The sequence below is a fragment of the Variovorax sp. N23 genome (assembly GCF_025486315.1).
In the GTDB taxonomy this organism is placed as follows: domain Bacteria; phylum Pseudomonadota; class Gammaproteobacteria; order Burkholderiales; family Burkholderiaceae_C; genus Variovorax.
This window is the reverse complement of sequence record NZ_JAOOPY010000002.1, coordinates 1-16643: the sequence shown is the minus strand read 5'-3', so window position 1 is coordinate 16643 and position 16643 is coordinate 1. Positions and strand designations below refer to the sequence as shown.

General features: G+C 66.9%; 25 protein-coding genes and 1 pseudogene. 5 read left to right on the top strand and 21 right to left on the bottom strand.

The annotated features are described in order from the left end of the window. Position 1: 1 nt before the first annotated feature. Positions 2 to 694, top strand: coding sequence for an AraC family transcriptional regulator (locus N8A90_RS02970; RefSeq protein ID WP_262073170.1), 693 nt, complete (start codon positions 2 to 4; stop codon positions 692 to 694). 65 nt (positions 695 to 759) lie between these two features. Next, complete coding sequence (locus N8A90_RS02965; protein ID WP_262073169.1) at positions 760 to 1611, top strand: DMT family transporter; 852 nt, start codon at positions 760 to 762, stop codon at positions 1609 to 1611. Between the two features lie 27 nt (positions 1612 to 1638). On the opposite strand, the gene ptsP is transcribed toward N8A90_RS02965, so the two are convergent. The 5 genes from ptsP to N8A90_RS02940 form a co-directional block, all read right to left on the bottom strand. Then, positions 1639 to 3441, bottom strand: a complete 1803-nt coding sequence (gene ptsP / locus N8A90_RS02960; RefSeq protein WP_262073168.1) for a phosphoenolpyruvate--protein phosphotransferase — start codon at positions 3439 to 3441, stop codon at positions 1639 to 1641. 106 nt (positions 3442 to 3547) lie between these two features. Beyond that, positions 3548 to 3817, bottom strand: a complete 270-nt coding sequence (locus N8A90_RS02955; RefSeq protein ID WP_262073167.1) for an HPr family phosphocarrier protein — start codon at positions 3815 to 3817, stop codon at positions 3548 to 3550. Beyond that, positions 3786 to 4241, bottom strand: coding sequence for a PTS sugar transporter subunit IIA (locus N8A90_RS02950; RefSeq protein WP_262073166.1), 456 nt, complete (start codon positions 4239 to 4241; stop codon positions 3786 to 3788). The genes N8A90_RS02955 and N8A90_RS02950 overlap by 32 nt, the downstream gene beginning before the upstream one ends. A 133-nt stretch (positions 4242 to 4374) precedes the next feature. Next, complete coding sequence (locus N8A90_RS02945; RefSeq protein WP_262073165.1) at positions 4375 to 4899, bottom strand: hypothetical protein; 525 nt, start codon at positions 4897 to 4899, stop codon at positions 4375 to 4377. 49 nt (positions 4900 to 4948) lie between these two features. Then, entirely contained in the window at positions 4949 to 5653 is a 705-nt protein-coding gene (locus tag N8A90_RS02940) for a DUF4197 domain-containing protein (RefSeq protein ID WP_262073164.1), read from the bottom strand. A 13-nt stretch (positions 5654 to 5666) separates the two neighbouring features. Between N8A90_RS02940 and N8A90_RS02935 the strand changes: the two genes are divergently transcribed. After that, on the top strand, positions 5667 to 6164 hold the full coding sequence (locus N8A90_RS02935) for a TlpA disulfide reductase family protein (protein WP_262073163.1): 498 nt from the start codon (positions 5667 to 5669) through the stop codon (positions 6162 to 6164). Between the two features lie 63 nt (positions 6165 to 6227). On the opposite strand, the gene N8A90_RS02930 is transcribed toward N8A90_RS02935, so the two are convergent. Further along, entirely contained in the window at positions 6228 to 6683 is a 456-nt protein-coding gene (locus N8A90_RS02930; protein WP_262073162.1) for a c-type cytochrome, read from the bottom strand. 149 nt (positions 6684 to 6832) lie between these two features. Here N8A90_RS02930 and N8A90_RS02925 point away from each other — a divergent pair, with 149 nt between their 5' ends. After that, a complete protein-coding gene (locus N8A90_RS02925) occupies positions 6833 to 7537 on the top strand; it encodes a cytochrome b/b6 domain-containing protein (protein ID WP_262073161.1) in 705 nt (234 codons plus the stop codon). After that, positions 7534 to 8112, top strand: coding sequence for a GNAT family N-acetyltransferase (locus N8A90_RS02920; protein WP_262073160.1), 579 nt, complete (start codon positions 7534 to 7536; stop codon positions 8110 to 8112). Before N8A90_RS02925 ends, N8A90_RS02920 begins: the two co-directional genes overlap by 4 nt. A 21-nt stretch (positions 8113 to 8133) precedes the next feature. On the opposite strand, the gene N8A90_RS02915 is transcribed toward N8A90_RS02920, so the two are convergent. The 15 genes and pseudogenes from N8A90_RS02915 to N8A90_RS02845 all read right to left on the bottom strand — a co-directional run. Further along, the gene (locus tag N8A90_RS02915; RefSeq protein ID WP_262073159.1) at positions 8134 to 8640 is read right to left on the bottom strand and encodes a peroxiredoxin; all 507 of its coding nucleotides are present in this window, start codon (positions 8638 to 8640) and stop codon (positions 8134 to 8136) included. Between the two features lie 73 nt (positions 8641 to 8713). Then, positions 8714 to 8983 (bottom strand): 30S ribosomal protein S17, encoded by a 270-nt coding sequence (gene rpsQ, locus N8A90_RS02910; protein ID WP_262073158.1) that lies wholly within the window; start codon positions 8981 to 8983, stop codon positions 8714 to 8716. Between the two features lie 9 nt (positions 8984 to 8992). Then, complete coding sequence (gene rpmC / locus N8A90_RS02905; protein WP_262073584.1) at positions 8993 to 9199, bottom strand: 50S ribosomal protein L29; 207 nt, start codon at positions 9197 to 9199, stop codon at positions 8993 to 8995. Positions 9200 to 9261: 62 nt separating this feature from the next. After that, positions 9262 to 9678, bottom strand: coding sequence for a 50S ribosomal protein L16 (gene rplP, locus N8A90_RS02900; RefSeq protein WP_262073157.1), 417 nt, complete (start codon positions 9676 to 9678; stop codon positions 9262 to 9264). A 52-nt stretch (positions 9679 to 9730) separates the two neighbouring features. Next, positions 9731 to 10654 carry a 30S ribosomal protein S3 gene (rpsC, locus tag N8A90_RS02895; protein ID WP_262073583.1) on the bottom strand — a complete coding sequence of 308 codons (924 nt, stop codon included), beginning with the start codon at positions 10652 to 10654 and terminating at the stop codon, positions 9731 to 9733. A gap of 13 nt (positions 10655 to 10667) precedes the next feature. Next, positions 10668 to 11000, bottom strand: a complete 333-nt coding sequence (gene rplV, locus N8A90_RS02890; protein ID WP_007838134.1) for a 50S ribosomal protein L22 — start codon at positions 10998 to 11000, stop codon at positions 10668 to 10670. A gap of 9 nt (positions 11001 to 11009) precedes the next feature. Beyond that, complete coding sequence (rpsS, locus tag N8A90_RS02885) at positions 11010 to 11288, bottom strand: 30S ribosomal protein S19 (RefSeq protein WP_007838132.1); 279 nt, start codon at positions 11286 to 11288, stop codon at positions 11010 to 11012. Positions 11289 to 11299: 11 nt separating this feature from the next. Further along, positions 11300 to 12124 (bottom strand): 50S ribosomal protein L2, encoded by an 825-nt coding sequence (gene rplB, locus N8A90_RS02880; protein WP_262073156.1) that lies wholly within the window; start codon positions 12122 to 12124, stop codon positions 11300 to 11302. Positions 12125 to 12127: 3 nt separating this feature from the next. Then, a complete protein-coding gene (gene rplW, locus N8A90_RS02875; RefSeq protein WP_262073155.1) occupies positions 12128 to 12466 on the bottom strand; it encodes a 50S ribosomal protein L23 in 339 nt (112 codons plus the stop codon). Next, the gene (gene rplD / locus N8A90_RS02870; RefSeq protein ID WP_262073154.1) at positions 12463 to 13083 is read right to left on the bottom strand and encodes a 50S ribosomal protein L4; all 621 of its coding nucleotides are present in this window, start codon (positions 13081 to 13083) and stop codon (positions 12463 to 12465) included. Before rplD ends, rplW begins: the two co-directional genes overlap by 4 nt. Next, a complete protein-coding gene (rplC, locus tag N8A90_RS02865; protein WP_262073582.1) occupies positions 13083 to 13763 on the bottom strand; it encodes a 50S ribosomal protein L3 in 681 nt (226 codons plus the stop codon). The genes rplD and rplC overlap by 1 nt, the downstream gene beginning before the upstream one ends. A gap of 198 nt (positions 13764 to 13961) precedes the next feature. After that, the gene (locus N8A90_RS02860; RefSeq protein ID WP_262073153.1) at positions 13962 to 14510 is read right to left on the bottom strand and encodes a hypothetical protein; all 549 of its coding nucleotides are present in this window, start codon (positions 14508 to 14510) and stop codon (positions 13962 to 13964) included. A gap of 11 nt (positions 14511 to 14521) precedes the next feature. Next, entirely contained in the window at positions 14522 to 16087 is a 1566-nt protein-coding gene (locus N8A90_RS02855) for a hypothetical protein (protein ID WP_262073152.1), read from the bottom strand. A gap of 136 nt (positions 16088 to 16223) precedes the next feature. Further along, positions 16224 to 16538 (bottom strand): 30S ribosomal protein S10, encoded by a 315-nt coding sequence (gene rpsJ, locus N8A90_RS02850; RefSeq protein ID WP_028250951.1) that lies wholly within the window; start codon positions 16536 to 16538, stop codon positions 16224 to 16226. Between the two features lie 26 nt (positions 16539 to 16564). Next, a pseudogene (locus N8A90_RS02845) lies at positions 16565 to 16643 on the bottom strand (elongation factor Tu); the annotation flags it as partial.

Here is a 16643-nt window from a genome sequence, read left to right as displayed (position 1 = left end):
CGTGGTCGCTGGCACCCTGACGCTGCGCCACTATGGCGCATCGCACGGCAGCCATGCGCACGACCACTTCCAGGTGCTGATCGGCCTCGACGGCGTGCTCGAACTCGAGGTCGAAGGCCGCGGCCGGCGCATCGCCGCCGGTGACGGCTGCGTGATCCCGCCAGGCGAGCGCCACGACTTCGGCGCCGACGGCAGCAGCCGGTGCCTGGTGCTCGACAGCACCCTGAGCGCCTGGCAGCGGCATGCCGGGCACACCACGCCGTCACCCCAGGCGCGCGCCCTGGCGCAATGCCTCGCCCACAGCGTGGCGCAGGACCACGCCGCGCTGGCCACGCTCTACGGCCCCTTGTTGCTGCTCGAGGCCTGGCACGGCACGCCGACACCGCACAGCGCACGCAGGCCGATCGACTGGGCCGCGCTCGCCGCCTGGACCGCCGGCAGGCACGCCGCACCGCTCGACGTCGCCATGCTGGCGGCGCGCTGCTGCCTCAGTGCCAGCCAGTTCAACACGCGCTGCCGCGACGAGATGGGCACGAGTGCGATGCACTGGCTGCGCGACCTCCGCCTGGCGCAGGCGCGCACGCTGCGCGCCGCCGGCACCAGCGTCGCCGAGACGGCCCGCCGCACCGGCTACCGCTCGCCCTCGGCGCTCACCGCCGCTCTGCGTCGCCAGGCACGGCCCTTCGACGGCTGAGCCGGGGCGCGTTGCGCGACGATGCGCCGTCGCCGCGCGACGACCAGCCCCTCTAAGCTCGGCGCATGTCCCCCGCCACCCTGCTCGCGCTCGGCGCCATCGCCTTCTGGGCCACGCTCGCCTCGCTGGGCACCGCGCTCTCGCATGTGCCGCCTTTCCTCCTGACCGGGCTGGCCCTGGCCATCGGCAGCGTGCTGAGCCTGCCGCAGCTGCTGCGCGACCGCCGCGCCTGGGCCGTGCCGCCGCGCACGCTGGCGCTGGGCCTCTACGGCCTGTTCGGCTTCCACTTCCTGCTCTTCATCGCGCTGCGCCACGCCCCGCCGGTGGAGGCGAACCTGGTGAACTACCTGTGGCCGCTCTTCATGGTGGTGCTCGCCCCGCTGCTGCTCAAGGGCATGACGCTGCGGCCGCTGCACGTGGTCGCTGCGCTGCTGGGCTTCGCCGGCGCGGCCATCGCCATCCTCGGCGCGCGCAGCGGCGCCTCGGCCGCGGGCCCGACAACGGTGGCCTGGGGCTTCCTGCCGGCCCTCGGTTCGGCCTTCATCTGGGCCAGCTATTCGCTGTGGACGCAGCGGGTCCCCGCCTTTCCGACAGCGGCGATCGGCCTGTTCGGGCTGGTGTCCGGCCTGCTGGCGCTGGGCTGCCACGCCGTGCTGGAACCGTCGGCGACCCTGAGCACGCGCGACATCGTGCTGATCGCGCTGTGCGGCCTGGGCCCGCTCGGCGCGGCCTTCTACCTGTGGGACATGGCCCTCAAGCGCGGCGACGCGCGACAGATCGGCATCCTGAGCTACCTCACGCCGCTGGCGTCGACCGGCCTGCTGCTGGTGCTGACCGGCCGACCGCTGTCATGGACGATCGCGCTGGCCGCACTGATGATCATCTCGGCCGCCGCGATCGGCACGCGGGTCCGTTGAGCTTCTGCCGCCCGCGGAAGGCGGGCGTCAGCGCGGCGCGCTGAGCAGGGCCGCCGGCTCCTCGGCCTCGAGCACGCTCTGCGCCCAGGGCGCGAGCTTGCCGGTGTCGGCCCGCAGCACCTCCTGCTTGACCGCGAGGATCTGCGACGGATGCATCGAGAAACTGCGCAGCCCCAGGCCGAGCAGCAGGCGCGTGAAGGTCACGTCGCCGGCCATCTCGCCGCACACGCTCACCCCCTTGCCCTGCCGGCGGCACTCGGCGATGGTGTCGGCCACCAGGCGCAGGACCGCCGGATGGGCCGGGTCGTACAGATGCGCCACCGCTTCGTCGGCGCGGTCGATGGCCAGCGTGTACTGGATCAGGTCGTTGGTGCCGATCGACAGGAAGTCGAAGTGCTTGAGGAAGGTCCGCAGCGTGAGCGCCGCGGCCGGAATCTCGATCATGGCGCCGAGCTTCACCACGCCATAGACCGCACCGCGTTGGTCGAGCTGCGCGCGCGCCTCGTCGACGAGCGCGAGCGTCTGGCGGATCTCGCTGGCGTGCGCCAGCATCGGGATGAGCAGGTGGATCTCGCCATGGGCCGCCGCCCGCAGGATGGCCCGCAGCTGGGTCAGGAACATGGCAGGGTCGGCCAGGCTCCAGCGGATGGCGCGCAGCCCCAGCGCCGGGTTCAGGTGCTCCTGCCGGGCGGCCTTGCCGTCGAGCGGCTTGTCGGCGCCGACGTCGATGGTGCGGATGGTCACGGGCATGCCCTGCATGCCTTCGACCGCGCGGCGGTAGGCCAGGTACTGCTCCTCCTCGTCGGGCAGGCGTGCGAGCTGCTGCGCCTCGCGGCCCATGAAGAGGAACTCGCTGCGGAAGAGGCCGACGCCCACCGCGCCGGCCTTGACCGCACCGAGGGTGTCTTCGGGCATCTCGATGTTGGCGAGCAGTTCGACGCGCTCACCATCGAGCGTGACGGCCGGCTTGTGGCGCAGGCGCGTGAGACGGCTGCGCTCGAGTTCGCCCTGGCGTTGCTTGAAGCCGTACTCGGCCAGGATGATGGGCGACGGGTCGACGATCACCACGCCGGCATCGCCATCGATGATCACCCAGTCGTCCTGCCGCACCAGTTGGCTCGCGGTGCGCGCCCCGACCACCGCGGGGATGTCCATGCTGCGCGCGACGATGGCGGTGTGCGAGGTGCGTCCGCCGACATCGGTCACGAAGCCGGCGAACACGCTCTTCTTGAACTGCAGCATGTCGGCGGGCGAGAGGTCGTGCGCGATCAGAACCAGCGGCGCGTCGACGCTGTCGTCGGTGGTCGGGTCGTGATGCTCATCGTCGTCGGCGTGCGCCCGCTTGCGCTTGGGTGGCGTCGGCGCCAGCACGGCCGCGGTGCCCTTCATGCGATGCAACATGCGCTCGACGACCTGTTCCAGGTCGGCCTTGCGCTCGCGCAGGTACTCGTCCTCCATCTCGTCGAACTGGCGCGCGATGACCTCGAGCTGGGTGGTGAGCGCCCATTCGGCGTTGTAGAGGCGGTCGGTGATCCAGTGCTTGACGCCGTCGCTGAGCGCTTCGTCCTGCAGCAGCATCTGGTGCACCTCGAGCAGCGCTGCCAGCTCGTGCGGCGCCTCGCTCGGGCCCATCAGCGCGACACTGGCCTGCAGTTTGGTCAGCTCGTCGGCGACCGCGTTGCGCGCGCCGCGCACACGCTGGATCTCGGTCTCGACCTGCTCGGGCTTGATGAAGTAGTGCGCGACGTCGATGCGGCTCGACACCACCAGCACGGCACGCCCGATGGCGATGCCTCGGGCGACCGGGAGGCCGTGGACCGCGAACGTCATGGGACGACGCGCGGGGGCGACAACCGGCCGGCGCCGGGCCGCCCCAAGCCGGCCGCGCCCCCTCGGGGGGCAGCGACGACACGCAGTGCGGAGCGTGGGGGCGACATCACTCGCCTTCGCCGAACTTGTCGTTCATGAGCGCGACCAGCGCATCCATCGCCTGTTGTTCCTGGTCGCCATTCGTCTCGAGGTCGATGGTGACGCCGATGCCGGCGGCCAGCATCATCACACCCATGATGCTCTTGGCGTTGACGCGGCGGTCGCCACGGGCCAGCCAGACTTCGCATGGGAAGCTGCCGGCGAGCTTGGTGAGCTTGGCCGACGCGCGTGCGTGCAGGCCCAGCTTATTGCTGATGGTCACGGATGTCTTGATCACTGTGCTTTCTTCTCGCCTGATTCTGAGGAGCGGAAACCGCGACTTGCATGACGCCGGCGGTGCCCCCGGCCATGGCCCGCTGCACCAGCGCATCGAGCGGCTCGTTGCGGTAGCTCACGGCCCGCAGCAGCATGGGCAGGTTGACGCCGGCCACCAGGCGCGAGCGCGCACCGTCGACCAGCTTCTGCGCCACGTTGCAGGGCGTGGCGCCGAACACGTCGGCCAGCACGAGCACCTGCGAGCGCGGGGTGCGCAAGGCCATGTCGAGCGTGATGCGCGCGGCCGCCAGCGTCTCTTCGGGCGACACGTTCGGCAGCACGTCGAGCGCGGCGATGTGGCGTTCGCAGTCGGGGAACACATGCAGCGCACACTGACGCAGCGCCTGGGCGAGCGGAGCGTGGGCAATGATGAAGATGCTGTTCATGCGGCGCGGAGAGTCGGGCGTCGATTATGCGGGTCGGCCGAGGAAGTGGAGGAGTGATCGGTGGCGCTGCTCATTGGATAACCTCCGCCCTGCGGGCTGCGGTGCTGAGCGCCTTCGGGCGGCCGGGCGGCGCTCACGGCAGCCGCAGGCCTTCGTCGAAAGTGGAGACGGCCTCCGCGGACGACGGCCGGCCGAGCACGGTCGCCTGGTAGAGCGAGACGCCGCCGGCGCGCGTCTGCGCGAACCACAGCAGGTGCGCCGCAGCGGGGCCGCCGCCATCGAAGCGGACCGGCGCCGGCCGCGGTGCGGCGCGCGGCACCGCGGCGGGGGTTTCGGCGGCCTGCGCGTCGGCCAGTTGCGCCCGCGTGGCCATGCGCCAGGCGGTCAGCCACGTTTCGGCCTGTGCTGCATCGGCGGCCCGCGCGTGCGCCACGGCGAAGGTCGCGCCACCGGCCTCGCAGCCCACCACCTCGACCTCGACCGACGCCGCACCGAGCGGCATGGCACGGGTGGCGCGGTCGGGCTTGCAGGGCAGCATCGCGACCAGGCCGGCGTCCCCGACCGGCACTTCGCGCCAGTTGAAGGTCGGGCTGCAGGCCGACAAGGCGATCGCTACGACGAAGGCGACGGCCAGACCGGCACGGGAAGGGAGAAGCATCGGGCGTCGATTATCGAGCCGCGAGCCCGGCCCGGCCGTCGCACGCGGCTCAGCGGATGGCGCCGAAAACCTTCTGCAGGATGGCGCTGCCGCTGCCCACCGGATCCTGGCGGATCTTGCGCTCTTCCTCGCCGATCACGAGGTACAGGCCGTCGAGCGACTTGCCCGTGACATAGCCCTGGAGGTTGGCGTCCTCCTTCTTCACCAGACCGAGGCCGGCGGCCTTGCCGGCGAACTTGTTGTACTTCTCGGCCAGCTTGACCTTGACGGTGGCCGCGGTTACCACCGGCAGGAAGCGCTCGGTCAACGGCGCGCGCGTCTTCTCGGCGAAGAACTGCGTCACCGAGTTGTCGCCGCCGGTCAGGATGCCCTTCGCGTCGGTCACGCTCATGGTCCGCACAGCGTTGATCAGCAGGTCCTTGGCGGCAGGCACCGCCTGCTCGGCCGCGCGGTTCATGGCCGTCACCAGCTCGTCGATGCGGCTGCCCTGCCCCATCATGCGCAGGATCTTCGACCCGTCCTCCAGATAGCCCGGCAGCGGGATGCGCACCTTGGGGTTGCCGAGAAAACCGTCGGGCCGGCCCAGCAGGCTCACGGCCACCGTGGCGCCCTTCTCGAGCGCAGCCTTGACGCCGGCCGACGCGTCGACCGCGCTGAGGTCGCCGATCGACAGGGCGTGTGCCTGCCGTGTGGCGAGCAATACCAGAGAGGCAGGCACGGACAGGCAGGCGGAACTAAAATTACGGCGCTTCATCGATTCATCTCCCATGAAAAAAATCATCCCTGTCGCCGCCCTTGCGATCGCCCTGGCCGCCGGCGCAGGCGTCTACCTGAACACGGGCGTCTCGGCAGCGCCTGCGTCGACCTTCGTCCTGCTCGATGGCAGCAAGAAGACCACCGATGATCTCAAAGGCAAGGTGACGTTGGTGAATTTCTGGGCCACCAGCTGCGTGACCTGCGTGGGCGAGATGCCCAAGGTGATCGCCACCTACGACAAGTACAAGGCGCAAGGCTACGACACCCTGGCCGTCGCCATGAGCTACGACCCGCCGAGCTACGTGGTGAACTTCGCCGAGACCCGCAAGCTGCCCTTCAAGGTGGCGATCGACAACACAGGCGCCGTCGCCAAGGCCTGGGGCGACGTGGCGCTCACCCCGACGACCTACATCGTGAACAAGCGCGGCGAGATCGTGAAGCGCTACGTGGGAGAACCGGACTTCGCCGAGCTGCACAAGCTGATCGAGAAGCTGCTGGCCGAGGCTTGAGCAGCCAGGGCACTGGACGCAAAGGCACCGCAAGGTGCCTTTTTTGCGTCGGCTTGCCGGGGATCAGCGTGCCCTGAAGCTGTCGTGACACGCCTTGCACGAGGCGCCGGCCGGGCCCATCGCCGCCTTGATGGCGTCCAGGCTGCCGGTCCTGGCCGCCGCAGCCAGTTTGAGCATTTCACCTTGCGCCTTGCCCGCCAGGTCCTGGAACTTCGCCTGCTCGGTCCAGACTTCCGGACGGGCCTTGCCGCCCTCGGTGCCGGGGCCGAATGCGGGCCACGGCTGCTTGATGAGTTCGGCCACGCGGGTGGCGCTTTCGTCAGCCCCCTTGGCATCGAAGTCGTCGCGGCCGGACGCCATGTCGGCGACCCGCTTGAAGTTCTTCTGCAGTTCCTTCAACGTGGCCTGACGGAACTTGACCGCGTCCTCGGGCTTGTCGAACTTCTGCGGCTGCGCCAGAGCAGGCAGCGCTGCGACGGCCAGCGTCAGGGCGCATGCGAGGGTGGCAAGACGAATCATGGGTGTCCTTTGCATCGAGGGGAAGACACCGCGGCGCGGCGCCGAAGGCAGTTTAGGGGCGCACCGCACGATGGATGCGAGGCGAAGGAATTTCCGGCCGCCAGACGCGGATTTGCTAATCTGCGCCTTCCGCAGCCCTTCATGCCCCGATGACGCCCCCCGCCCCCTCCCCCGCGACGCCGGATACCGGCCTGGCGCGCACGCGCATCTGGGACTTGCCGACGCGGCTGTTCCACGGGCTGCTGGCGGTGACGGTCACCGGCGTCCTGGTCACCGGCTGGACCGGCGTGATGGACTGGCATTTCCGCCTGGGCTACGCGGTGCTGGCCCTGCTGCTGTTCCGGCTCGTGTGGGGCTTCATGGGGGGGCGCTGGTCGCGCTTCGCAGCCTTCGCCCATGGCCCGCGATCGGTCGCGGCCTACCTGCGGGGCCAGGCGCATCCGGACCACCTCATCGGCCACAACCCGCTGGGGTCGCTCTCGGTCTTCGCGATGCTCGCTGTCCTGGCGCTCCAGGTCGCGACCGGCCTCGTGGCCGATGACGCGATCACCTACGCGGGGCCATTGGCGCACACTGTGTCGGGGGCGATGAGCAGCCTGGCGACAGGGTGGCATGCCGGGCAGGGCAAATGGGTCGTGATCGCGCTCATCGCCCTCCATCTGGCGGCGCTGCTCTACCACGGCCTGGTGCGCCGCCAGCGGCTCGTGGCGTCGATGATCACCGGCGACAAGGTACTTTCGCGCACCACGGCGGTGACGCCCAGCCGCGACGATGCCGCGATGCGCTTGCTGGCCCTCGCGGTCTTCGCAGGCTGCGTCGCCGTGGCCGTCTGGATCGGTACGATGCGGCCATGAGCATCTCGCCGTCCCGTCCGCTGCCGCTCACCGGCGCACCCGACATCGTGCTGCTCACGCCGGACGATGCGGCCGCGTTCGACGCCACCCGCGTGATCTTCACGGAGTACGCGGCGGGCCTGGGCATCGATTTGAGTTTTCAGAATTTCGACGAGGAACTCGGGCGACTGCCCGGTGACTACGCCGAGCCCCGGGGAGCGCTCCTGCTGGCGCTGGTCGACGCGCCCCCCGACGTCGCTCCCTCCGACCCGCCGCTGCGACTTGCGGATGGTCGCGCGCTCCATGTGGCCGGCTGCTGCGCATTGCGCCCGCTCGATGCCGTCGACTATCCCAATGCGGCCGAAATGAAACGGCTTTACGTGCGGCGCTGTTTTCGCGGCCTCGGCCTGGGGCGTCGCCTGGCGGAATCGATCCTCGACGCGGCACGCGGCGCGGGCTATGCGTGCGTCCTGCTGGACACGCTGGACGACATGGAATCCGCGCGGGCGCTGTACGAAGACCTGGGCTTCACCGAGGTGCCGCCCTACTACCACAACCCGATCGCGGGCTCGCACTACCTCAAGGTCGAGCTGTAGCCCGAGCTCGAGCGCCGGGGCTCAGGCCTTGGCCTGTGCCAGCAAGGTCTCGGCGTCGCTGACCTCGAACTTGCCGGGCGCCTCGACGTTGAGCGAGGCCACCTTGCCGTCCTTCACGAGCATCGAGTAGCGGTTGCTGCGCAGGCCCATGCCGCGGCCGGTGAGGTCGAGCGTCAGGCCGGTCGCCTTGGCGAAATCGGCGCTGCCGTCGGCCAGCATGCGCACCTTGGTGCCGGTCTTCTGGTCGCGCGCCCAGGCGCCCATCACGAAGGCGTCGTTGACGCTCAGGCACCAGATCTCGTCGACGCCGGTGGCCTTGAAATCATCGAAATGCTGCACGTAACCCGGCACATGCTTGGCCGAGCAGGTGGGCGTGAAGGCGCCGGGCAACGCGAACACGGCGATCGTCTTGCCGGCCGCTGCCTTCGTGACGTCCACGGCGTTCGGCCCGATGCTGCAGCCCTCGCCTTCGACCTCCGAATACTCCATGAGGGTGACCGAGGGGAGGGAATCGCCGACTTTGATCATGATGAGAATGCTCCAGACAAAAAAGAAACGGCCCACATTGTGGGCCGTTTCCGGGGTGGCTGTGTGCCGAGGGTCAGACCAGGGCGGCCTTCTCGACCAAGCGGGTCACGACCCAGTTCTTGGTCTTCGAGATCGGCCGGCTTTCGGTGATCTCGATGGTGTCGCCCAGGTGGTACTCGCCCTTTTCGTCATGGGCGTGGTACTTGCTGGTCTTGGCCACGATCTTGCCGTAGAGCTCGTGCTTCACACGACGCTCGACCAGCACGGTCACGGTCTTCTCACGCTTGTCGCTGACCACCTTGCCGATCAAGGTGCGCTTGAGGGATTTTTTAGCTTCCGTCATGTCTGCTCCTTACTTGGCGGCGGTCTCTTGCGACTTCTGCGCAAGAATGGTCTTGGCGCGAGCGATGTCGCGACGTGTCACGCGCAGCGTCGAGGTGTTCGACAGCTGTTGCGTGGCCTTCTGCATGCGCAGGCCGAAATGGGCCTTCTGCAGATCCTTGATTTCGGTTTGCAGGCCGGCGACGTCTTTTTCGCGCAGCGTTGCAGCCTTCGACACCTTGACCGGCTTGGCCGCGGCGTCCTTCTTCTTACGTGTTGCCATGAGTGTTCTCTCCTCGATCAGGTGCCGAGCTGGCGCGCGACGAAGGTGGTACGCAGCGGCAGCTTGGCAGCAGCCAGGCGGAACGCTTCGCGGGCGAGTTCTTCGGGCACGCCGACGATCTCGAACACGATCTTGCCGGGCTGAATCTCGGCCACGTAGTACTCGGGGTTGCCCTTGCCGTTACCCATCCGCACTTCGGCGGGCTTGGTCGAAATCGGCTTGTCGGGAAACACGCGGATCCAGATGCGGCCACCGCGCTTCACATGACGCGAAATCGCGCGACGTGCCGCTTCGAGTTGGCGCGCCGTCAGACGGCCGCGATCGGTGCATTTCAGGCCGAAGTCGCCGAAGGCGACCGAATTGCCCGTGGTCGCAACACCGGTGTTGCGGCCCTTTTGTTCCTTGCGGAACTTTCTACGTGCAGGTTGCAGCATGTTTTCTTACTCCGTGATGACCCCAGGCGCTTGCGCGCCCAGGGGCGACCGATTACTCGGTCTTGGCACCGTCAGCTGCTGCAGCTGGCGCGGCTTTGCGGACGCGCTTAACGGCGGGTTTCGGGGCGTCTGCACCCGGTGCGGCTGCACCGGTGGCTTCTGCGGGCTTGTCGCTGCCGTCGGCCGGCGCGGTGTTGCCACCGATCGGGCCGCGGGCACCGGCGCGCGGGCCAGGACCACGACGGTCCGAACCCGGACGGTCGCCACCCGGGCGGCCATCGCGACGCGGACCGCGGGGGCGGCGCTCGTCGTCAGGACGCGGCGTTTCGACGGCCGGCAGGTCATTACGACCCAGCGTGTCGCCCTTGTAGACCCAGACCTTGACGCCGATGACGCCGTACGTGGTCTTGGCTTCCGAGGTGCCGTAGTCGATGTCGGCGCGCAGGGTGTGAAGCGGCACGCGACCTTCGCGGTACCACTCGCAACGTGCGATTTCGATGCCGTTCAGGCGGCCCGACGACATGATCTTGATGCCCTGGGCACCCAGACGCATGGCGTTCTGCATGGCACGCTTCATGGCGCGGCGGAACATGATCCGCTTCTCGAGCTGCTGCGTGATGCTGTCGGCGATCAGCTTGGCATCGATTTCGGGCTTGCGCACTTCTTCGATGTTCACTGCGACCGGCACGCCCAGCTGCCTGCCGAGTTCGCGCTTGAGGTTCTCGATGTCTTCGCCCTTCTTGCCGATCACGACGCCCGGACGTGCCGAGTAGATCGTGATGCGCGCATTCTTGGCGGGACGCTCGATCATCACGCGGGAAACCGACGCGTTCTTGAGCTTCTTCTTCAGGTACTCGCGCACCTTGATGTCCTCCGCCAGCATGCCGGCGAAGTCCTTGTTGCTGGCATACCAGCGGCTGGACCAGTTACGGCTGACCGCAAGGCGGAAGCCAGTGGGGTGGATTTTCTGTCCCATAGTCTTCCGGCCTTTAGTTGCCAACCGTCACGTACACATGGCACGTGGGCTTGCTGATGCGGTTGCCGCGGCCCTTGGCGCGGGCGGTGAAGCGCTTGAGCGTGGCGCCTTGCTCGACGTAGATGGTCTTGACCTTCAATTCGTCGATGTCGGCACCGTCGTTGTGCTCGGCGTTGGCGATGGCCGACTCGAGCACCTTCTTGATGATCACAGCGGCCTTTTTCTGCGTGAATTGCAGAACGTTGAGCGCTTGATCGACCTTCTTGCCGCGGATGAGGTCCGCGACCAGACGGCCCTTGTCGACCGACAGGCGGACACCGCGGAGGACTGCACGTGTTTCAGACATGGTCGTTCCTTACTTCTTCTGGACTTTCTTGTCCGCGGGGTGCCCCTTGAACGTGCGCGTGAGCGCAAATTCGCCGAGCTTGTGGCCGACCATCTGGTCGGTGATGTACACGGGCACGTGCTGCTTGCCGTTGTGCACGGCAATGGTCAGGCCGATGAACTCGGGCAGGACCATCGAGCGACGCGACCAAGTCTTGATCGGCTTCTTGTCCTTGGTCGTCACGGCCTTGTCGGCCTTGGCCACCAGATGGTGGTCGACGAAAGGACCCTTCTTGAGAGAGCGAGTCATGTGCTATCCCCTTATTTCTTGCGACGCGACACGATGAAGACCTGCGTGCGCTTGTTGTTACGGGTGCGATAGCCCTTGGTGAGGTTGCCCCACGGGTCGACCGGATGACGGCCTTCGCCGGTCTTGCCCTCGCCACCACCGTGCGGGTGGTCGACCGGGTTCATCACCACACCGCGAACGGTCGGGCGAATACCCATGTGACGCTTCACACCGGCCTTGCCGAGCTGGCGCAGGCTGTGTTCTTCGTTGGCCACTTCGCCGATCGTGGCGCGGCATTCGACGTGAATGCGGCGCACTTCACCGGAGCGCATGCGGACCTGGGCGTAGACGCCTTCGCGTGCCAGCAGGGTCGCCGAGGTGCCGGCCGAGCGAGCGATCTGCGCGCCCTTGCCGGGCTGCAGTTCGATGCAATGGATGGTCGAACCCACGGGGATGTTGCGGATCGGCAGTGTGTTGCCAGCGCGGATCGGGGCTTCCGAACCGCTCAGCAGCGTGGCACCGGCTTCCAGACCGCGCGGGGCGATGATGTAGCGGCGCTCGCCGTCGGCGTAGCACACCAGCGCGATGTGGGCGGTGCGGTTCGGGTCGTACTCGATGCGTTCGACCTTGGCCGGGATGCCGTCCTTGTTGCGCACGAAGTCCACCACGCGGTAGTGGTGCTTGTGGCCACCACCCTTGTGACGGGTCGTGATGTGACCGTTGTTGTTACGGCCGGCCTTCTGGAATTGCGGCTCCAGCAGCGCAGCATGAGGAGCACCCTTGAACAGGTGGTCCCGCGAGATCTTCACCGCGCCACGTTGGCCCGGCGAAGTCGGCTTCATCTTGATGACGGCCATGATTTAAGCACCTTCCCCGACGAGGTTGAGCTCTTGACCGGCCTTCAGGGTCACATAGGCCTTGCGAACGTTGTCGCGGCGACCGATGGACTTGCCGAAGCGCTTGGTCTTGCCCTTGGTGTTGAGCACGGACACGCCCTGGACTTCGACCTTGAACATCAGTTCAACAGCGGCCTTGATCTCGGGCTTGGTGGCGTCCTGCAGCACCTTGAAAGTGACGGCATTCGACTTCTCGCCGACCATCGTGGCCTTTTCGGACACGATCGGTGCGACCAGCACGGCCATCAGGCGACCTTCTTCGAACTGCGTCCGGAAGGCCGGCGTAGGATTCATGCGGCTCATGCGAACATCTCCTTGAGCTTGTCGACGGCACCCTTGGTGACGAGCACCTTCTTGTAGTGCACCAGCGACACCGGGTCGGCGTAACGCGGCTCGACGACGAGCACGTTCACCAGGTTGCGCGAGGCGAGGTACAGGTTCTCGTCGACTTCTTCGGCGATCACCAGCACCGATTCAAGGTTCATCGCCTTGAACTTGGCAGCCAGCGGCTTGGTCTTGGGCGAGTCGACCTTGATCGAATCGACCACGGCCAGACGGCCTTCGCGAGCGAGCTGCGAGAGGATCGAAGCCATACCGGCGCGGTACATCTTCTTGTTGATCTTCTGCGTGAAGTTCTCGTCAGGCATGTTCGGGAAGATCCGGCCACCCCCGCGCCACAGCGGCGAGGACGTCATACCGGCACGGGCGCGGCCCGTTCCCTTTTGCTTGAAAGGCTTCTTGGTCGAGTGATGGACCTGTTCGCGGTCCTTCTGGGCGCGCGTGCCTTGGCGGGCGTTGGCCTGGAAGGCGACGACGATCTGGTGGACCAGGTCTTCGTTGTAGTCACGGCCGAACACGGTTTCGGGGGCGTCGTACTTCGACGCGGCTTGGCCTTGTTCGTTCAGGAGTTCGAGTTGCATTACTTCGCTCCTTCAGCCGCTTGCGGCTTGGCCTTGATGGCCGGACGCACGGTGACGAAGCCACCCTTCGAGCCGGGGATCGCGCCCTTGATGAGCAGCAGTTGACGGGCTTCGTCGATGCGGATCACGTCGAGGTTCTGCGTGGTAACGGTGACGTCGCCGAGGTGGCCCGTCATGCGCTTGCCCGGGAACACACGGCCCGGATCCTGCGCCATACCGATGGAACCCGGCACGTTGTGCGAACGGCTGTTGCCGTGCGACGCGCGCTGCGAGCTCATGTTGTGGCGCTTGATGGTGCCAGCGAAGCCCTTGCCGATGGAAGTGCCCTGCACGTCCACCTTCTGGCCGACCGCGAACACGCTGCCTGCAGCGATCACGCCACCGGGCTTGTGCTGACCGGCCGTATCGGCGGTCACGCGGAATTCCTGGATGATCTCGCCAGCTTCCACACCCGCCTTGGCGAGGTGGCCTGCCTGCGGCTTGGTCACGCGCGATGCCTTGCGCGAGCCGAACGTCACTTGAAGCGCGACGTAGCCGTCGGTCTCTTGCGACTTGATCTGGGTCACACGGTTGTTGGACACATCCACCACCGTGACAGGAACTGCGTCCCCGTCATCGGTGAAGAGACGCATCATCCCCACCTTGCGGCCCAGCAACCCGAGGGAGTTGCTCAGACTCATATGTTTTCTCCAAAAATGGAAGTCTTCCTTCGCCGCTGCCACTTCAATTGGCGACAGCGTTGACTGCGCTCCTGTTGAGGGGAACCAGTCACGAAGAAAGGTTGATAAATTCTCGCCGTCGCGCGCCCCTGGAGGCGCAAAACGGGCAGAGCCGGCGATTATAGCCCGCGAGTGCTCAGGCGCGCAAGGCCGAGCGGATCAAGGGACCGGGACGATCAGGATCCTGTCGCCGCTCGGCGTCGACTTGAGTTCGCCGCCCGGCTTCGACGCTGTCGCCTTGCCGACCTGCACCGGCACCGAGTTGGCGCTGGTCTTCCCGCCCTGGGTGGTGAAGACATTGAGGTAGGCCAGGCCTTCCGCCATGGGCGTGACCGGCACCGTCAGCGTCGGCGCCGTCTGCCCCACAGAGAGCGGAAGCTTCGACAGGTAGGCGGCCGGCAACGAGAGTCCGGCATCGGCCGTGAAGCGGACGGTCGCCCCGGCCGGGTCGGTGATGCCGACGAAGCTCAGGGTGATCGGCAAGGCCTCGCCCAAGCGCGGGGTGCCGTCGATGCGGAACTGCACCTCGATGCCGGAGCCGTTCGTCTTGCGCGGCGCAACAGGCTTCATGGCGGCACGGGGCGCGCCCGCATCGCGGGCGGTCTCTTCGGTTCCGGAGCGGTCGGCATGGGCGGGCAGTGCAGCCACTGCCGCCATCAGGGCCAACGCAGCGAAACGCGTGCGCACAAAGGACGGTTGGGCGCTCATGTCCGCTCTCCTCAGTTGATTGAAACGGTGAAGCATGCAGCACCGGCGTTGCTATCGCGAAGAACCAGGACACTCTCCCCTGCAGGAAGGTTCAGAGTACCGCTTTCGCTCGCACCCGATTGCACGTTCTGACTCGTGAGCAGGCCACCTTGATACACCTCGAACGCCGGATTCGACGTGGAGGGCAGTCCAGTGACGTCAATCTGATGCGAGCCGGCCGCAGCCAGAGTGAATCGGACATACGCGAACCGGCCAATGGTATTTCGCCGCTCGTTGTCTTTCTCAACGCACAGGTTGGAACTCGCCGCGCTCTTGTAGAGCGGCAATACCCCGGAGAGACCCTGGTCGTTGGTCTCCAACGTACCGAAAGGATCGCTCGTAGAGGGGCTGATCGCCTGCGCCGCCAACAGACTCGCCAGCGTACCCGCCTGCGAAGGCGCCGCCACGGCGAATGCCGCCGCAAAGGGATGGATGGAGGTCACTGGCACGCCGCTCCTGAACGGCCCGGTCATGGCCGCATGAATGGCGCCGAAGCCAGCCGCACGCTCCAGGTTCCAGAAGATGGACTGGATCGACTGCTCGTTGAACCAACCCCGGTTCGTGGCGGGGGCGCTGCTCAGATCGAGCGAAAAGCCTCCGCTCTGAGCAACGTCATTTGAATCGCTGTACGTGGAGCGCTCCAAGGCAATGCCGGACCACGCGTTACCCCAGCCTTCCGAGAAAGCCAGTCGGCGGTCGAGCAAATCCCCCGGGCCGTGTTCTCCGCCCGGTGAATCATCGCGGCTGAACGCGGATTGGTAGTAGTGACCCCACTCGTGGGCCACCACCGAAACGTCGTACTCGTCGGTGTCCACGTCGGCCTGTCCGAGTACATAGATGGCGCGCTCACCGTCGCTGCTCGACCGGAAGAAGGTGGTGCCGATCTCGCCGACTGCCGGATCCCCAGAGGAGGGCCTGTTCTTGCTGCTCCAGTACACGCGCAAGACAGGGAAGTTCAAGGCGGGCGCCACCGAGAGCACCTTGTTGATGGCCACATAGACGGTGTCGAGCAGCGCGAAAGGGCCGGCCGCGCGCGTGCTCCCGTAGGCGCTGCCATTCCAGCCAGACGGTGCGTGGATGTCGCGCTGGAGGGACGCCGCACTGCCGCTGCCGAAGACGGCCGACTGAATGCTGTAGATCGCGCCGGACGCTGTGTTGTCGCGCACCGTCACATCCCAACTCGGCGCGCTGCTGCGCTGGAGTTGGGCGCGCACGCGGATCTGCACTTGCGTGTTCACGGGCACCGACAGGGCATAGGCCCCCGTTTCGCCGGTCATGGCGCTTGCCAGCACCCGGCTGCCATCCTCGGCCACCGCCTCGACGACCGCACCCCGGATCGGCTTGGCGCTCGTGGCGCTGTAATCGAGGCGGCCGCTGCTCGCATTCGGGACCGAATCGAAGGTTGCCACACCCTGGATGACGACCGTGCCGCCCGCCGGCGTGGCGCCACCGCCCCCACCGCCCCCACCGCCGCCGCAGCCGGCGAGCACCGCGGCACAAAGCAGCAGGCATGCCCGGGACCACCACATTCCGCCCATAAAGACTCCTTGCGCCGATGATGCCAGTCGTCACCTGCGCTCCGGAGAATGCCACACCTCCATGGCACGCAAGAACAAAAAAAGCCCGTCGGTATTTCTACCGACGGGCTTTGAAGCATGCAGGAATGCGAAAGGCTTACTGCAGCTTGATTTCGACGTCCACGCCGGCCGGGAGGTCGAGCTTCATCAGCGCGTCCACCGTCTTGTCGGTCGGGTCGACGATGTCCATCAGACGCTGGTGCGTGCGGATTTCGAACTGGTCGCGCGACGTCTTGTTGACGTGCGGCGAACGCAGGATGTCGAAACGCTTCATGCGCGTCGGCAGGGGCACGGGGCCCTTGACGATGGCGCCGGTGCGCTTGGCGGTGTCGACGATCTCGGCCGCCGACTGGTCAATCAGCTTGTAGTCGAATGCCTTCAGGCGGATGCGGATTTTTTGCTTCGTGGCCATGGTGATGATTCCTTTGTTCGCTCGACTCAGATGTCGAGGATCTTGGCCACGACGCCCGAACCCACGGTACGGCCGCCTTCGCGAATGGCGAAGCGCAGACCTTCT

Coding starts and splice junctions, on each gene's coding strand:
- N8A90_RS02965 (WP_262073169.1), top strand. CDS start 760: ATGTCCCCCGCCACCCTGCTCGCGCTCGGCGCCATCGCCTTCTGGGCC.
- ptsP (WP_262073168.1), bottom strand. CDS start 3,441: ATGACGTTCGCGGTCCACGGCCTCCCGGTCGCCCGAGGCATCGCCATC.
- N8A90_RS02950 (WP_262073166.1), bottom strand. CDS start 4,241: ATGAACAGCATCTTCATCATTGCCCACGCTCCGCTCGCCCAGGCGCTG.
- N8A90_RS02945 (WP_262073165.1), bottom strand. CDS start 4,899: ATGCTTCTCCCTTCCCGTGCCGGTCTGGCCGTCGCCTTCGTCGTAGCG.
- N8A90_RS02940 (WP_262073164.1), bottom strand. CDS start 5,653: ATGAAGCGCCGTAATTTTAGTTCCGCCTGCCTGTCCGTGCCTGCCTCT.
- N8A90_RS02935 (WP_262073163.1), top strand. CDS start 5,667: ATGAAAAAAATCATCCCTGTCGCCGCCCTTGCGATCGCCCTGGCCGCC.
- N8A90_RS02930 (WP_262073162.1), bottom strand. CDS start 6,683: ATGATTCGTCTTGCCACCCTCGCATGCGCCCTGACGCTGGCCGTCGCA.
- N8A90_RS02925 (WP_262073161.1), top strand. CDS start 6,833: ATGACGCCCCCCGCCCCCTCCCCCGCGACGCCGGATACCGGCCTGGCG.
- N8A90_RS02920 (WP_262073160.1), top strand. CDS start 7,534: ATGAGCATCTCGCCGTCCCGTCCGCTGCCGCTCACCGGCGCACCCGAC.
- N8A90_RS02915 (WP_262073159.1), bottom strand. CDS start 8,640: ATGATCAAAGTCGGCGATTCCCTCCCCTCGGTCACCCTCATGGAGTAT.
- rpsQ (WP_262073158.1), bottom strand. CDS start 8,983: ATGACGGAAGCTAAAAAATCCCTCAAGCGCACCTTGATCGGCAAGGTG.
- rplP (WP_262073157.1), bottom strand. CDS start 9,678: ATGCTGCAACCTGCACGTAGAAAGTTCCGCAAGGAACAAAAGGGCCGC.
- rpsC (WP_262073583.1), bottom strand. CDS start 10,654: ATGGGACAGAAAATCCACCCCACTGGCTTCCGCCTTGCGGTCAGCCGT.
- rplV (WP_007838134.1), bottom strand. CDS start 11,000: ATGTCTGAAACACGTGCAGTCCTCCGCGGTGTCCGCCTGTCGGTCGAC.
- rpsS (WP_007838132.1), bottom strand. CDS start 11,288: ATGACTCGCTCTCTCAAGAAGGGTCCTTTCGTCGACCACCATCTGGTG.
- rplB (WP_262073156.1), bottom strand. CDS start 12,124: ATGGCCGTCATCAAGATGAAGCCGACTTCGCCGGGCCAACGTGGCGCG.
- rplW (WP_262073155.1), bottom strand. CDS start 12,466: ATGAGCCGCATGAATCCTACGCCGGCCTTCCGGACGCAGTTCGAAGAA.
- rplD (WP_262073154.1), bottom strand. CDS start 13,083: ATGCAACTCGAACTCCTGAACGAACAAGGCCAAGCCGCGTCGAAGTAC.
- rplC (WP_262073582.1), bottom strand. CDS start 13,763: ATGAGTCTGAGCAACTCCCTCGGGTTGCTGGGCCGCAAGGTGGGGATG.
- N8A90_RS02860 (WP_262073153.1), bottom strand. CDS start 14,510: ATGAGCGCCCAACCGTCCTTTGTGCGCACGCGTTTCGCTGCGTTGGCC.
- N8A90_RS02855 (WP_262073152.1), bottom strand. CDS start 16,087: ATGGGCGGAATGTGGTGGTCCCGGGCATGCCTGCTGCTTTGTGCCGCG.
- rpsJ (WP_028250951.1), bottom strand. CDS start 16,538: ATGGCCACGAAGCAAAAAATCCGCATCCGCCTGAAGGCATTCGACTAC.